10 protein-coding genes are annotated in these 15,535 nt (G+C 35.9%); all 10 read left to right on the top strand.

Translation table 11 applies throughout. The features are described 5' to 3' along the window. Nucleotides 1–194 (top strand): aminotransferase class I/II-fold pyridoxal phosphate-dependent enzyme (locus Q0992_RS00600; RefSeq protein WP_299519200.1); only part of this gene is annotated, 194 nt, incomplete at its 5' end. A gap of 123 nt (nt 195–317) precedes the next feature. Further along, nucleotides 318–1,715, top strand: a complete 1,398-nt coding sequence (locus Q0992_RS00605) for an OmpA family protein (protein WP_299519202.1) — start codon at nt 318–320, stop codon at nt 1,713–1,715. A gap of 61 nt (nt 1,716–1,776) precedes the next feature. After that, nucleotides 1,777–4,539: a PD-(D/E)XK nuclease family protein gene (locus tag Q0992_RS00610; RefSeq protein WP_299519204.1), complete on the top strand. Its 2,763-nt coding sequence runs from the start codon at nt 1,777–1,779 to the stop codon at nt 4,537–4,539. After that, nucleotides 4,539–5,381 carry a prolyl oligopeptidase family serine peptidase gene (locus tag Q0992_RS00615; RefSeq protein ID WP_299519207.1) on the top strand — a complete coding sequence of 281 codons (843 nt, stop codon included), beginning with the start codon at nt 4,539–4,541 and terminating at the stop codon, nt 5,379–5,381. The genes Q0992_RS00610 and Q0992_RS00615 overlap by 1 nt, the downstream gene beginning before the upstream one ends. 171 nt (nt 5,382–5,552) lie before the next feature. Next, nucleotides 5,553–6,026, top strand: coding sequence for a hypothetical protein (locus tag Q0992_RS00620; protein ID WP_299519210.1), 474 nt, complete (start codon nt 5,553–5,555; stop codon nt 6,024–6,026). Nucleotides 6,027–6,176: 150 nt separating this feature from the next. Then, a complete protein-coding gene (locus Q0992_RS00625; RefSeq protein ID WP_299519212.1) occupies nt 6,177–7,394 on the top strand; it encodes an efflux RND transporter periplasmic adaptor subunit in 1,218 nt (405 codons plus the stop codon). 108 nt (nt 7,395–7,502) lie between these two features. Next, the gene (locus Q0992_RS00630; protein WP_299519215.1) at nt 7,503–10,694 is read left to right on the top strand and encodes an efflux RND transporter permease subunit; all 3,192 of its coding nucleotides are present in this window, start codon (nt 7,503–7,505) and stop codon (nt 10,692–10,694) included. Nucleotides 10,695–10,787: 93 nt separating this feature from the next. Continuing rightward, a complete protein-coding gene (locus Q0992_RS00635) occupies nt 10,788–12,257 on the top strand; it encodes a TolC family protein (protein ID WP_299519218.1) in 1,470 nt (489 codons plus the stop codon). Between the two features lie 214 nt (nt 12,258–12,471). Further along, on the top strand, nt 12,472–13,863 hold the full coding sequence (locus tag Q0992_RS00640) for an ATP-binding protein (protein WP_299519220.1): 1,392 nt from the start codon (nt 12,472–12,474) through the stop codon (nt 13,861–13,863). A gap of 7 nt (nt 13,864–13,870) precedes the next feature. Continuing rightward, a complete protein-coding gene (locus Q0992_RS00645; RefSeq protein WP_299519222.1) occupies nt 13,871–15,532 on the top strand; it encodes an FAD-dependent oxidoreductase in 1,662 nt (553 codons plus the stop codon). Nucleotides 15,533–15,535: the final 3 nt, after the last annotated feature.

The following is a 15,535-nucleotide window of genomic DNA, read 5'->3' on the forward strand; positions in this document are numbered from 1 at the left end:
ATGCAAAACTGTCGCAAACCATGGCAAATATGCTTCTAGATGAAGGGGTTTATGTTATAGGTTTCTTTTATCCTGTAGTTCCTAAAGAAAAAGCACGTATTCGTGTTCAGCTCTCAGCTGCTCATACCAAAGAACACCTAGATAAAGCTATCAACGCATTTGTTAAAGTGGGGAAAAAACTTGAAATTATTTAAATTCGTTACAAACGCTTTATTTTAGGGCGTTATAACAATATTTTTATATATTTGTCTTTGTTAATAATATTTAACAACTTACATTTGCCAACAATTAACACTTAAAATTAAATTAATTAGAATATGAAAAATCTTAGCAGATTATTATTTGTCGCAGTGCTTCTTATAAGTTTCAGCACTACACATGGTCAAGACAAGAACAATCCTTGGGCCTTATCGATAGGTCTGAATGCGGTTGACCCATATCCTGTAGGTGAAGACGCACCTCAAGGTGACTACTTTGACGAATTCTTTAATGCAACAGATCATTGGAATATCTTTCCTATAGTATCAACAATCTCTGTTTCTAGATATTTAAGCGATGGGTTTACCTTCACAGCCACTGGTTCTCTAAACATAATAGATAAATTTGGTACTAATTTAAATCCTGACGGTACTGAAGCAGGAACAAACACAGTTGACAACCTAACTTACTTTGGTGTTGATGGTAGAATTTCTTACAGTTTTATGGATATAATAAATTCTAATAAGATTGACCCTTATTTAGGTGTAGGTGGTGGTTACACTTGGTTAGATGATATAGGTGCAGGAACCTTAAATGGAAGTCTTGGTTTAAGATATTGGTTATCTGAAAAGGTTGGTATTGATGTAAACACTATGTATAAACATGCCTTTGAGGATTATTTACCAACACATTTTCAACATTTTGTTGGTGTAACATTCAAGTTTGGTGGTACTGATACTGACGGTGACGGTATTTACGATCAAGATGACGCTTGTCCTGAAGAAGCAGGTTTAGAAATCTTTAACGGTTGTCCAGATTCTGATAACGATGGTATTCAAGATTCAAAAGACGATTGTCCAAATACTGCTGGTTTAGCTGAATTTAATGGCTGTCCTGATAGTGATGGTGATGGCATAAGAGATATTGATGATGCTTGTCCTACTGTGGCTGGTTTAGCTTCGTTAGCAGGCTGTCCTGATACTGACGGTGACGGTATTAAAGATGGTGATGATAATTGTCCTAATGAAGCCGGTCCTTCTGCTAACAATGGATGTCCTTGGCCTGATACTGATGGTGATGGTGTTTTAGATAAAGATGACCAATGTCCTAATGAAGCTGGTGAAGTTGCCAACAATGGATGCCCAATCGTTAACCCAACTCAAGAGGTTATCGATGAGTTAAATAGCTATGCTAGAACAATCTTATTCGATACTGGTAGAGCATCTTTCAAGGAAGAAACTGATCAAGTTTTACAGGCAATGGTAGCAATCTTTAAGCAATATCCAAAAGCAGATTTCGCTATTGAAGGTCACACAGACTCTGTTGGTTCCAAGAAATCTAACCAAGCATTATCTGAAAGAAGAGCCAATGCGGTTAGGGATTACTTAATTGCTAACGGTATCGATGCTGATAGATTAACTGCTTCTGGTTATGGCGAAGACAATCCTATCGCTGATAACAAAACAAGAGCTGGTAGAAAAGAAAATAGACGTGTAGAAGTTAAGCTTAAAGGCTAATATAACTTCAAAATATATTGAAAAACGCTTCGAAATTCGAAGCGTTTTTTATTTTTATAAAATGAGTAGTTTTATAAAATCTGTATTACTAGATCTTAAGCACAAAGGCTTAAATCTTGAGGATTTATACTTTATTCTACCTAGTCAACGTGCAAGTGTTTTTTTAAAACACCATCTTTCCAAGATGATAGATAAACCCATTTTTTCTCCTCATACCTTAAGTATTGAAATGTTTGTAGAGGAGCTGTCTGGTTTACAAAGTTTATCAAATACCGATTTACTCTTTTGGCTTTACAGCTCCTACTTAGACAATACGAAAAAAGAAGACCAGGAATCTTTTGAATCATTTGCCCCCTTGGCTCAAATTTTATTGCAAGACTTTAACGAAATAGACCGCTATCATGCAAATCAAGATGCTATTTTTGATTATCTTCATGCCATTAAAGAGCTTAACCATTGGTCTTTAGAAACCGTACAAACCGATTTAGTTAAAAACCATTTAAAGTTCTGGAAAAGTCTAAAAGACTACTACAAAGCATTCACAAACACCCTACTTAAAAATAAAAGAGGTTACCAAGGACTTATCTACCGTGAAGCAACTGAAAACCTAGAGGCTTATATCGAAAACAATGCTCATAGGACTCATGTTTTTTTAGGTTTTAATGCTTTAAATACATGTGAATCCCAGATCATACAAGGTTTACTTCAGAGTGATTTGGCATATATATATTGGGATGCTGATAACGTATTTGTTAATGATGATATCCACGATGCAGGGTTATTCATCAGGGAGCATAAAACAAAATGGAGCTATTTTAAAAAATCCCCTTTTAATTGGATAACATCATATTATAGCGATAAGAAAAACATTGAAGCTATAGGTATTCCCAAGCTTGTTGGCCAAGCAAAATATATAGGACAGCTATTAAACGACATTAGTTTGGGGAAAGAAGATTTAAAAAGTGTCGCTGTGGTATTGGGGGAGGAGAACTTATTAATTCCTTTATTGAACTCCATCCCAAAACATATTACTCAAATTAATGTCACCATGGGTTTGCCTTTAAGGTTCGTTCCTCTATCATCATTATTTGAGCAACTGTTTGTCTCCCATAAAAAAAATCCTGAAAAGTTTTATTTTAAGGAGGTCATTGCCATCATATCTCATCCTTCAATCTATAGTTTATTTGAAACTGAGGCTGGGAATATTTTGAGTCCTATTACAAGATATATACAAAGAAACAATCTGGTCTACATTACAGTTGGCCAATTAAAAAAAGTAGCCCATCAGGAGCTACACAGTATTATTGAGGTGTTATTTGGCTCATGGAATAACGACCCAAAAACAGCACTTGTAAATTGTGCTGAACTTATTTTAAATATAAAAGGAACCTTGGTGGCTAACAAGCAATTAAATGCCTTAGAATTAGAGTATTTATATCGCTTCAATGCACTTTTTAATCAACTTTCAGAGCTTAATAAAAATTACCAATACCTTAATTCTATCGAAAGCCTGCATAAGGTATATAAAGACCTGTTAAAGACTGAAACATTAGATTTTAAAGGCGAACCTTTAGAGGGTCTTCAAATAATGGGAATGTTAGAATCTAGAGTTTTAGATTTTGAAACTGTCATTATAAGCTCAGTTAATGAAGGTATACTTCCATCTGGTAAGACAAATAATTCACTTATCCCTTTTGATGTAAAATTAGAAAACAACCTCCCTACTTTTAAAGAAAAAGATGCAGTTTATACCTATCACTTTTACAGGCTCATACAACGGGCCAAAAATGTATATCTTCTCTATAATACCGAAATTGATGCGCTTAAAGGTGGAGAAAAAAGTAGGTTTATTACACAAATAGATGTTGAAGGAATTCATAAGATAAAGCATACCATTGTATCAACTGATGTTCCTGTTATTGAAAAAAAATTACAGCGCATTCCCAAAACGGATTCCGTATTAGACAAACTAAAAGAACTTTCGGATAAAGGGTTTTCACCGTCTTCTTTGACAAATTACATCAGAAATCCATTAGATTTTTATTATGAAAAAATACTTGGGATTGAAGAATTTGAAGACGTAGAAGAAAACATTGCTGCTAATACCTTAGGCTCAGTAATACATAATACGCTTGAAGAATTCTACCAGCCTATAGTGAATGATTTTTTAACACTAGAGCACCTTAAAAACTTTAAAACCATAATTGAAATCACTATTGCCAAACACTTTAAAAAACTATATAAAGATGGTGACTTTACTTCTGGTAAAAACCTCATTATTTTTGAGATTGCTAAACGCTATATCATGAATTTTATAGATTCTGAAATCGAAGACTTAAAAGCGGGTAATACCATTAAAATTTTGGCAATCGAAGCTGATGAAACTATAGAGCTTAACATTAAAGGTATAGACTTTCCTGTTAAACTCACAGGTAAAGTAGACCGAATCGACCTATTTAACGGTATGACTCGAGTTATTGATTATAAATCGGGTAAGGTAGAGCAAAATAAGGTTGAAATTGTAAACTGGGAAGATATCACTACCGATTATGACAAATATAGCAAGTCCTTTCAAGTCTTATCTTATGCCTATATGATGCATAAAAAAAAGAAAATTCAATTGCCTGTTGAAGCCGGAATCATTTCATTTAAAAACATGAAGGAAGGCTTCCTTAAATTTGGGAAAAAAGAATCCACTTATGGCAGAAATAAAAACCAACAAATTGATAGAGAGACCTTGAATAATTTTGAAATTGAGCTTCATAAGCTTATCCTAGAAATATGTAATCCGAACATCGATTTTATTGAAAAAGAACTTGGCTAATGCAAATAGATAAAAATTTCATTCTAAATAGAGCTGATAAAAAGCCTATACTTATTGATACATTTTATACCGAGAATACACCAAAACAACCCATTATTATTTTCTGTCATGGTTATAAGGGTTTTAAAGATTGGGGAGCTTGGAACCTTATGTCCAAAAGCATTGCTGATTCTGGTATCTGTTTTGTTAAATTCAATTTCTCACATAATGGAGGTACAATGGAAAACCCAATAGATTTTCCAGATTTAGAGGCTTTTGGCAATAACAACTACACTAAAGAGCTCAATGATTTAGGAGACATTATAGATTGGACTGAAGAGACATTTAAGAATCACCCAAATGTAGATACAAACCACATCTCATTAATAGGCCATAGTCGTGGAGGTGGCATAGCGATACTAAAAGCCGCCGAAGATTCTAGAATAAGCAACCTTACTACACTTGCTAGTGTGTGCGACTTCGGAAAACGCACAGCAACCATTGGAGATATAGAAACATGGAAAAAAGATGGGGTAAAATATATCCTTAATGGTAGAACGAAACAACAAATGCCACATTACTATCAATTCTACAAGGATTTTAAGGCCAATGAAGAACGGCTCAATATTGAAACCGCAGAAAAACGAATTAAGATCCCGCATTTAATTATTCATGGAGATAGCGATACTTCTGTAACAATTGATGAAGCCTATGCATTACATCAATGGAATCCAAATTCAGAATTAAAAATCATTAGAGATGCAGATCATGTGTTCAACGTAAAGCATCCTTGGAAAAAAGAGAAGCTATCTCCAGAACTTCAAAAAGTAACGGATACAATAATTGATTTTTTAAAAAAGTAGTTCAAAGCCACTCCCATAAACGATTGCAATTGGTTATTGACATCGTATGTTTTTATGTATAACGTATTTTGCGAAACACTTGTATTAAATTCTGGTCATTTTCCATATTAATTTGGTCGCTCTAATGGCTTATCTCCAAAGTAACTTTGTGTCAGATAAAAACAGAGTATTATGGAAACCAAATATTATACATTCAAAAATCTAATTCTGATTTTGCTATTGATAAGCCTTAATAGTCATTCACAAAATCATCAAGAACCCTATCAACATAAAGCATTACAAACTAAAGATGTTAGGTCTGAAGAAACACTAGAAGACTTTACAACCTATCTGTTTATGAATTCTTTAATTGTGAATGAAAAGTTCATCTACAGAAAACTACTAAAAGAATCTAGGCAAAATCCCAAAACGATTTTGATAGATACTTCATTTACAATGAGTAGTACAGCACTTCTTAAGGTATTTAAAAAAGCTACTAACAAATCTGACGGTATGGATGCCTTTAAATCTATTTTATTTGAGAAAATACCATCGTTAAAATCTGCCGTTACCGACCATCAGTTAGAACAAATCTATGCAAGTTTTAGAGCTTCAACCTTTAATGGGTATCTAGACGAAGTACGATTGGCACTAGGAACGGATTGAATTTACCTTAAAAAATGACCAAATTCATATGTAAAACACATAATCTTAAATTTTGGTCATTTACGATTTGATTTTGGTTAACCAGCAACAGGAAATCAGAAATACATTTGTACCATCAAATAGTAATAACAAGAAAAAATTATAATAAAAATGAAAACACTAAACTTAAACACAAGTAAAATAGTAAAACAAATAGGACTATTTGTTGGACTAATCTTAGTAGCCATCTTAGTGATTGCAATGACAAAAAACGAAGAAAAAACTGAAGCTACAGAAACTATTGTACAAGCAATGCCAGTAGAGGTAGCATTTCCAGTATTTGAAAAAATCACTGAATGGGATGAGTATACGGGAAGATTTGAAGCGAGCAATCGTGTTGAAGTAAAAGCGCGCGTAAGCGGTTACATTGAAAGCGTAAGCTTCAAAGATGGTCAATCCGTAAATAAAGGGGATGTACTATTCACCATAGACCAAAGACCCTTCAAAATTGCATTAAGCCAAGCGAGAGCAGGCTACGGGCAAGCCTTGGCCCAACTTACAATTGCACAAGATAACTTTGACCGTGTAAAATCCTTACGTGAATCTGGTGCGGTTTCTGTTGAAGAATATGACAGTAGAAAACAAGCATTAGCAGGAGCAAAAGCGTCATTACAATTGGCACAAGCATCCGTTGATAATGCAAAACTAAATCTTGAATTTACCAAAGTAAAAGCACCTATCTCTGGTCGTGTGAGTAGAGATATGGTTAATGAAGGCAACCTTATTGATGGCGGTTCTTCAAGTTCAACCTTATTGACAACAATAGTAGCAACAAGCCCAATCCACTTTTATTTTAAAGGTAGTGAATCAGATTACTTAAAGTATTCGCGATTGGCGCAAAGTGGAGAACGCGCATCCTCACGTTCAACGGCTAATCCAGTAATGCTAAAACTTCAAGATGAAGATGACTACACACATAAAGCCGTCATGGATTTTGTAGATAATGAAATCGACAGAAGCACCGGCACCATTGAAGGTAGAGCCACCTTAGATAATAAAGATGGGCTTATAGAACCCGGAATGTTCGGCAAAGCAAGATTATTAGGAAGCGCCGAACATGAAGCCATTATGATTCCTGAAGAAATTATTGGAACAAACCAATCTGTTAGATTTGTGTATGTGCTTCGCGATGATAATACAGTCACTACTAAAAATGTGGAGCTTGGTCCATTACATACCAACGGATTACGAATCATCCGAAAAGGACTAAACCCAGAGGATAAACTCATCACCAACAATATTCAAAAGATAAGACCTGGTGTAGTAGTTAGTCCTGTTGAAACTTCACTTACAAATAACGATGCTCTTGCACTTAATGCAGTAGAGTAACAAACACCAACATACTGTATCCTTTTTTCCTCTCTCTATTACTCTTTGATTAATAGCAAAAAGAGAGAGGCTGGGATACTCTTATCCAACATCAAAAAATTAGAAATCATGAAATTTAGTCACACATTTATCAAAAGACCCATTTTTGCAGCGGTACTTAGTATCCTGATTATCATCGTGGGCACATTGGCATACGTATCATTGCCAGTATCACAGTTTCCAGATGTTGCACCACCAACCATTGAAGTCGTAGCGACTTATCCTGGTGCAAATGCACAAACACTTTCTGAAACGGTTGCAACACCTTTAGAAAAAGAAATCAACGGAGTTGAAGATATGATTTACATGACCTCTCAATCCGCTGCTGACGGTAGAGTAACCTTGCAGGTCGCTTTCGAATTAGGAACAGATTTAGATAAAGCGCAAGTTCAGGTGCAAAACAGAGTAGCCATAGCCGAACCAAGATTGCCAGAATCTGTTAGACGATTGGGCATTACGACAAAGAAAATTTCACCAGATATTTTATTGGTCGTTAACATGTACTCCCCTAATAAAACCTATGACCAAACCTATATTGGCAACTATGCCACCTTACAATTAAAAGATGAATTAGCGCGTATTAAAGGTATTGGTGATATTCAATTATTCGGTGCTGCTGAATATGCGATGCGTATTTGGCTAGACCCAGATAGAATTGCCAATTTAGACATGACAGCAGGGGAAGTATTAACGGCTTTACGAGGACAAAATGTTCAAATTGCTAGCGGTACGTTGAACACCTTACCTTCTGGAAGTCAATCAGCTTTTGAAATCAATATCCAAACACAGGGAAAATTAATCACAACGGAAGAGTTTGAAAATATCATCATTAAATCAGGTGAAAACGGTCGTATTGTTCAATTGAAAGACGTTGGCCGTGTTGAATTAGGCGCGCAGAACTACGCTACAAAAGGTTATTTGGGGAAAGACCCAGCGATTGCCATGCCAATATTCCAACAACCTGGTGGAAATGCTTTAGAAACAGCAGCCGAAATTCAAGCAAAAATGGTTGAGCTGTCCAAAAATTTCCCTGAAGATTTAGAATATAAAATTGCTTACAACCCAACCGAGTTTGTTCAAAAATCAGTTGATGAAGTTTACAAAACCATATTTGAAGCCATTATTCTTGTAGTATTTGTTATTCTTCTATTCTTACAATCTTGGAGAGCTGCTATTATTCCAATTTTAGCTATTCCCGTATCACTTATCGGAACATTCACTGTTATGCAAGCTTTAGGGTTTTCATTAAATAACTTGACTTTATTCGGATTGGTGTTGGCCATCGGTATTGTGGTAGATGATGCCATCGTTGTGGTTGAAAATATGGAGCGTTACCTCGCACAAGGCTTATCGCCTAAAGATGCCGCACGCAAAACTATGGATGAAGTTGGTGGCGCTTTGGTCGCTATTGGATTAGTATTAATCGCGGTATTTATCCCAACGGCTTTTTTAGAAGGTATTTCAGGTCAGTTCTATAAGCAATTCGGGTTAACCATTGCGGTAGCAACAGCCATTTCAGTATTTGTCTCATTAACACTAAGTCCAGCAATGGCAGCATTATTAATGAAGCACGAAGCTCATGACGAAAACAAAAAAACGCCATTATTGGCAAGACCTTTTAAGTTTATCGGAGATGCATTCAACCGTTTTATGGAAAATTTATCTAACCGTTATGGTAATAGCGTTCGTAAATTGGTCAGAACAAGTGCTATGGTCATGATAGTTTATGGTGGACTTATCGCCTTTACAGGTTTTGAGTTCAATCGTGTGGCATCAGGTTTTGTTCCAGCTATGGACCAACAATATTTTATTACTGCCATTCAATTGCCACCAGGGTCATCCTTATCCAGAACCGATAAAGTAGTCAATGAAGCTTTAGATGTATTGTTAGAAGTTGATGGTGTAGAAACAGCAGTATCTTTTACAGGTTTTGATGGCGCATCCTTTACCAATGCTTCAAACGCTGCTGCTATATTCGTTACTCTTGAAGATTTTGATGTTAGAACAGAAAAAGGAATTGGTTATAATGATTTATTAGCCACGCTACGTGGAAAAATGGCGCAGGTTGATGATGCTTTTGTAGTCGTTATTCCACCACCATCTGTAAGAGGCATCGGTAATGCAGGTGGTTTTAGAATGATGGTACAAGATAGAGCCAATTTAGGAACAGACGAGTTGATTAACGCCACCTATGCCTTGGCTGCGGCTGCCAATCAAGACCCAGCACTAAATAGTGTATTTACGTTTTTCAATAACCAAACACCACAACTCTATTTGGATATTGACCGCGTGAAAGCCGAGCAATTAGGTATTGATGTTGCTGATGTATTCCAATCATTAGAAGTGTATTTAGGTTCAGCTTTTGTAAATGAATTCAATTACTTAGGAAGAACCTATCAAGTTACAGCTCAGGCAGATGCACCAAACCGTTTGACACCAGATGATATTTCAAGAATTAAAGTAAGAAACAATCAAGGTGAAATGGTACCATTAGGAACCATTAGCACACAAAAAGATATTGCTGGGCCAAACAGAATCCCAAGATTTAATTTGTATCCATCAGCCTCATTGGTTGGCGATATTGCACCAGGATTTAGTACTGGCCAGGCTTTAGACCGTATGGAAGAGTTAGCTGCTGAGGTTTTACCACAAGGTATTTCTTTTGAATGGACAGAGATGGCCTATCAACAAAAACAAACAGGCAATACTGCGGCTATCGCATTCTTATTAGCAGTCGTATTTGTATTCCTATTATTGGCAGCTCAGTTTGAAAGTTTAGTACTACCGCTAGCCGTGATTTTCATTGTACCTATGGTATTACTTTCAGCAATGATAGGTATTGATTTAGCAGGATTAGACAATAATATCATGGTACAAATTGGATTGGTTGTACTTGTGGGTCTTGCCAGTAAAAATGCCATCCTTATTGTAGAGTTCGCCAAGCAGTTGGAAGACCAAGGCAAAGATTTAAAAACAGCTGTCATTGAGGCTTCAAAATTAAGACTACGACCTATATTAATGACTGCTATGGCATTCATTTTAGGTGTTGTGCCATTAGCTATAGCCACTGGTGCAGGTGCAGAACTTAGAGTATCACTTGGTATTGCAGTATTCAGTGGAATGCTTGGTGTAACCTTGTTCGGTATCTTTTTAACACCAGTATTCTATTATCTGGGTAGAAGACTAACGACTAAAAAAAAGTCTAATACTGAAAAACCTGAACCCATAGAAGTTATCTCACAACATATTCAAACCATATAGATATTAGATTTTGGTCATTCAAGGGGTGTTATTGGTTAACTACAAGCACCCTTTAAGACCGAAATTTGTATCAACAAATAAAACATAGAAATCATGAAACATATAACACTAATAACAATTTTATCCCTAATATTGGTTTCCTGTGGGGTTACCAAGAGAGATTTTGAAATCAACGCTACTGTTGAAATTGAAGAGAACTACTTAGAAAATATAACTGAAGATTCAGTATTTTCTAATGCACAAAATGAAGTTATTACCACATGGTGGTCAGAATTCAACGATCCTGTTCTGGATACGCTGATTCAAAAAGCAAAGCAACACAATTTAGATATTAATACTGCAATTGCTAACTTTTATGCATCGAGAGCATTGGTTAAAGAAACCAAATTGGACAGGTTGCCAACGGTTACTGCCAATGGCAACGTCACCAGAACACGATTGGGCGAAAATATCTTTGTCCCAGGTGCCAATCCGACTTTTACCACCTATAATTCAAGTTTTGATGCCTTTTGGGAAACCGATGTTTTTGGCCGTGTATCCAATAGAATTAAAGGCACTTTGGCCAATCAGCAATTGGCAATGAATGACTTACAAGGCGTTTACGTCAGTATTTTTGCTGAAGTAGCCAGAAATTATATCGAATTGCGTGGCGCACAATACCAATTAGATATTGCCAATAGAAATTTAAAGGGTCAACAAGACACTTATGATTTAACAGTGCGTTTGTCTGAAGCAGGAACGAGTAATCAGCTCGATGTTTCCAGAGCCTTAGCACAATTAGAAAATACAAGAGCAACCATTCCGCCATTAAAGGCACGCATTGAAGCTTTAAAAAATAGTATCAGTGTTTTAATTGGTGAAGTTCCAGGGAACTTGGATAACGAAGTGATTAATAAAAAACCATTGCCAAGTCTACCTGAAAGTGTTGCAGTTGGAAATATCACAGATTTATTACGAAGACGTCCTGACGTTAAACGTGCTGAAGCAGAACTGCAAGTCCAGATTGCAAAGTATAATATTACGGTTGCTGAATTGTATCCTAACATTCGTTTTGGCGGTTCTATAGGGTTTTCTGCGGTTGACTTTTCAAACTTTGGAAGCAATCAGTCCTTTACTTGGAGCATTTTTCCAAGTATTAGTTGGGCAGCTTTCAATCTTGGACGTGTAAAACAACAGATAAAAAAAGAAGATGCTCTGACTTTAGCATTACTACAGCAATATGAAAAAACAGTTTTAGAAGCTTTGGAAGAAATCAGTACGGCAATGACCAATTACACCAATGAATTGGAACGACGTGAAACGCTGAGAAAATCCTCATTAGCAAGTGCTGAAGCTACAGATATAGCAAGAAAACGCTTTAATGCAGGTTTGGATAGCTTTATCGATTACCTCAGCGCTGATAATACGTTATTACTTGCTGAAAATAGATTAGCCTCAAGTGAAATCGCTTCCGCCACATCTTTAATTGCTATTTACAAAGCTTTAGGTGGCGGTTGGGAAATCATTTCCGAAGGGGAATTAGACAAACAATTTGGAAATATGGAGTTGGCCGAATCCAAATAACAATACAACATCGAAAAAGGCCCCAAGTTTAGGTTGGGGCAATTAAAAATCTAAACTGAATAGAACTAAAGTTTTATTCGGTTTAGTGTTTCATTGAATTTTAGTGTTGGATAAAATGCCGGCATTTCAGTAATGGGTGTCGCTATTTTTGTTATGAAAACATAACTTATAGCACAAACAATATGCGTATTTTAGTAACAATTAATTTTAAGCTATGATAGAAGCATTATATGAATTTCCTCAGTTTAAAAATGTTCCGAAGATTCAATTAGAATGGTTGGCAGAAGAATTAGAAATAGTAGAAATAAATGAGGGTGAGTATTTATTTAAAAAAGGGGATCCTATAAACAATCTATTTGTAATTTTCAGTGGGGAATTCGAAGTATATACTGTACAAAATAAAACGAAAAAAGCATTCAGCCGTATACTTGATAAAGAATTTTCTGGACTTTTACCATTTTCTCGAGCAAAAAACGCATTAGGTTATGCGGTAGCACTAAAACCGTCGGTTATTGGTAATTTATCTAGAGAAAATATGAAGTTCATGATCCAAAATCACTATGAATTGACAGAAGTGTTGGTTCATGAAATGAATAATCGTATCAGAACCATAACTCAAACAGAAGTGCAAAATGAAAAGCTCATCGCATTAGGAAAACTATCAGCAGGACTCGCACATGAGCTTAATAACCCAGCAAGTGCTATGGTAAGAAGTGCGGATTTATTGCAAAAGCATTTGATGGGTTTACCAGAACACTTTAAAAAAGTCATTAAAATTAAATCTGATGATGAAACTATAGATAGCATAAATAATTTCATGTACAAGAAATTAAATGAAAAACCCAAGCAACTTAGTCTTATGGAGCAAACAGACTTGGAAGATGAGTTATTGGACTGGTTTGAGGATTGTAATCTCAGTGATAAATATGATTTGATTCCTCTCTTAGTAGAATATCAATTTAATGAAAGTGATTTGAATACCGTGAAATCATTATTGCGCGAAGAAGACTTCAATCCCGTCTTAAAGTGGATTGTACAAAATATGACTACAGAAAAAACGGTTTTGGACATCAAAGAATCCTCAAGTAGAATAGAAGCTTTGGTGCAGTCGGTAAAAACGTATTCTTATATGGACCAAAGTGCTGATTTTCAATTATTGGATATCCATCAAGGTCTACAAAGCACCTTGAATATTTTAAATCATAAAATCAGTAAACGAGGTCATACATTAACAACCCATTTTTCAGAAAACATGCCAAAAATATATGGTATGCCAGGTGAACTTAATCAAGTTTGGACGAATCTTATTGAAAATGCAATTGATGCGTTGCCTCAAAAAGAAGGTGCATTAAAAATCACAACAGATGCGAGAGGTAGTTTTATTTACACATACATTCAAGATAATGGCCATGGTATTCCCCAAGAAATCATTAATCGTATTTTTGAACCCTTCTTTACTACAAAAGAAATCGGTAAGGGTACAGGCCTGGGGTTAGATATTGCGATGAAAATTATCAAACAACACAACGGAAGCTTAAAAGTCACTTCAAAACCTGGTGAAACTGTTTTTGAAGTGTGCCTCCCAATTAATGAAAAAAATAGGTGATCCATTAATGAAAAAACCAATCATTTTAATAGTAGATGACGACCCACAAGTACTCGCAGCAGTTCGTAATGATTTAAAAGTTCGTTATCGCAAAGACTATAGAATTATGGCTACGGCCTCTGCCAATGAAGCATTAGAAGCTGTTGTTTCTTTGAAAAACAAGGAAGAAATTATTGCATTGTTTTTATCGGATCAGCGGATGCCAGATATGCTGGGAGTTACGTTTCTTGAGCAAGCTATGAAAACCTTTCCAAAAGCAAAGCGGGTATTACTAACGGCTTATTCTGATATTGATGCAGCCATAAAGGCGATTAACGATGTACAATTGGATTATTACTTGCTTAAGCCATGGAATCCACCAGAAGAAAAGCTATATCCTGTTATCGACGATGTTTTACAAGATTGGTCGGCAAACTATGTTCCGTCTTTTTCGGGCTTGCGCATAGTAGGCTATCCTTTTTCTCCTAAAACCCATCACATAAAGGACTTTTTAGCTGGGAATATGTTTCCCTATCAGTTTTTAAATATCGAGAATGAATCTACAGCCAAAGAATTGTTTGAGAGTAACAAACTTAACGATAGAGATTTACCTACGGTATTCTTAGAAAATGGTGATGTTTTAAAAAATCCTGATATTATTGGTGTTGCAGAGCAACTCGGCTTAAATGTTAAGGCCAAAGAAGATCTTTACGATGTTATTATTGTAGGTGCTGGGCCAGCAGGATTAGCTGCTGCGGTTTATGGTGGTAGCGAAGGGCTGAAAACCCTATTAATTGATAGAAAAGCACCGGGCGGACAAGCTGGAACTAGTTCACGAATTGAAAATTATCTTGGTTTTCCCAATGGATTAAGTGGTTCTGATTTAGCAAGAAGGGCCATAACACAAGCAACACGCTTTGGCATCGAATTTTTATCCCCAATGACTGTTTCTGGTATTCAGATAAAAGATTCTTACAAGATTATTCAACTTTCAAATGGTGTTGAAGTAAAAGGTAAATCGGTGGTTATAGCAACAGGTGTAGATTACCGCAGATTAAATAATAAGGGTATGGACAAACTCTCTGGAGCTGGTGTATATTATGGCGCTGCAACCACCGAAGCTCATACCTGTAAAGACGGTACTGTTTACATTGTAGGAGGTGGGAATAGTGCCGGACAAGGTGCTATGTATCTTTCTAAGTTTGCCAAAAAAGTGAATATTGTTATTCGCAGAAAATCACTTGATGCGACTATGAGTTCTTACTTAATAGACCAAATATCAAACACTGAAAATATAGAACTCATAACTTCATCGGAAATAGTTGAAGCCAAAGGCGATAAAAGATTGCTAAGTGTAGTTTTAAAGAATAATGAGAACAAAGAAGTGAATGAAGAGGAGGCAAGGGCAATCTTTATTTTTATCGGAGCAAAACCTTACACAGAATGGACAGGCGATAGTTTTATAAAAGATTCAAAAGGTTTTTTAATTACTGGTAGAGCAATAACGGATCACCCAGATGCCAGGACTGTTTGGAAAAGGGAACAACCACCATATTTGTTAGAAACTAGCGTACCTGGCGTTTTTGCTGCTGGTGATGTTCGTAGCGGAGCTATGAACAGAGTTGCTTCGGCTGTTGGTGAAGGAGCAATCTCTATTAATTTGGTGCACAAGTATTTGAGTGAAAATTAAAAT

The sequence above is a fragment of the Winogradskyella sp. genome (assembly GCF_028289625.1).
Lineage (GTDB): Bacteria > Bacteroidota > Bacteroidia > Flavobacteriales > Flavobacteriaceae > Winogradskyella.

What these genes read in the sequence shown, in the direction of transcription:
- Q0992_RS00625 (WP_299519212.1), top strand. Translation starts at nt 6,177, where the DNA reads ATGAAAACACTAAACTTAAACACAAGTAAAATAGTAAAACAAATAGGA.
- Q0992_RS00620 (WP_299519210.1), top strand. Translation starts at nt 5,553, where the DNA reads ATGGAAACCAAATATTATACATTCAAAAATCTAATTCTGATTTTGCTA.
- Q0992_RS00615 (WP_299519207.1), top strand. Translation starts at nt 4,539, where the DNA reads ATGCAAATAGATAAAAATTTCATTCTAAATAGAGCTGATAAAAAGCCT.
- Q0992_RS00635 (WP_299519218.1), top strand. Translation starts at nt 10,788, where the DNA reads ATGAAACATATAACACTAATAACAATTTTATCCCTAATATTGGTTTCC.
- Q0992_RS00640 (WP_299519220.1), top strand. Translation starts at nt 12,472, where the DNA reads ATGATAGAAGCATTATATGAATTTCCTCAGTTTAAAAATGTTCCGAAG.
- Q0992_RS00630 (WP_299519215.1), top strand. Translation starts at nt 7,503, where the DNA reads ATGAAATTTAGTCACACATTTATCAAAAGACCCATTTTTGCAGCGGTA.
- Q0992_RS00645 (WP_299519222.1), top strand. Translation starts at nt 13,871, where the DNA reads ATGAAAAAACCAATCATTTTAATAGTAGATGACGACCCACAAGTACTC.
- Q0992_RS00610 (WP_299519204.1), top strand. Translation starts at nt 1,777, where the DNA reads ATGAGTAGTTTTATAAAATCTGTATTACTAGATCTTAAGCACAAAGGC.
- Q0992_RS00605 (WP_299519202.1), top strand. Translation starts at nt 318, where the DNA reads ATGAAAAATCTTAGCAGATTATTATTTGTCGCAGTGCTTCTTATAAGT.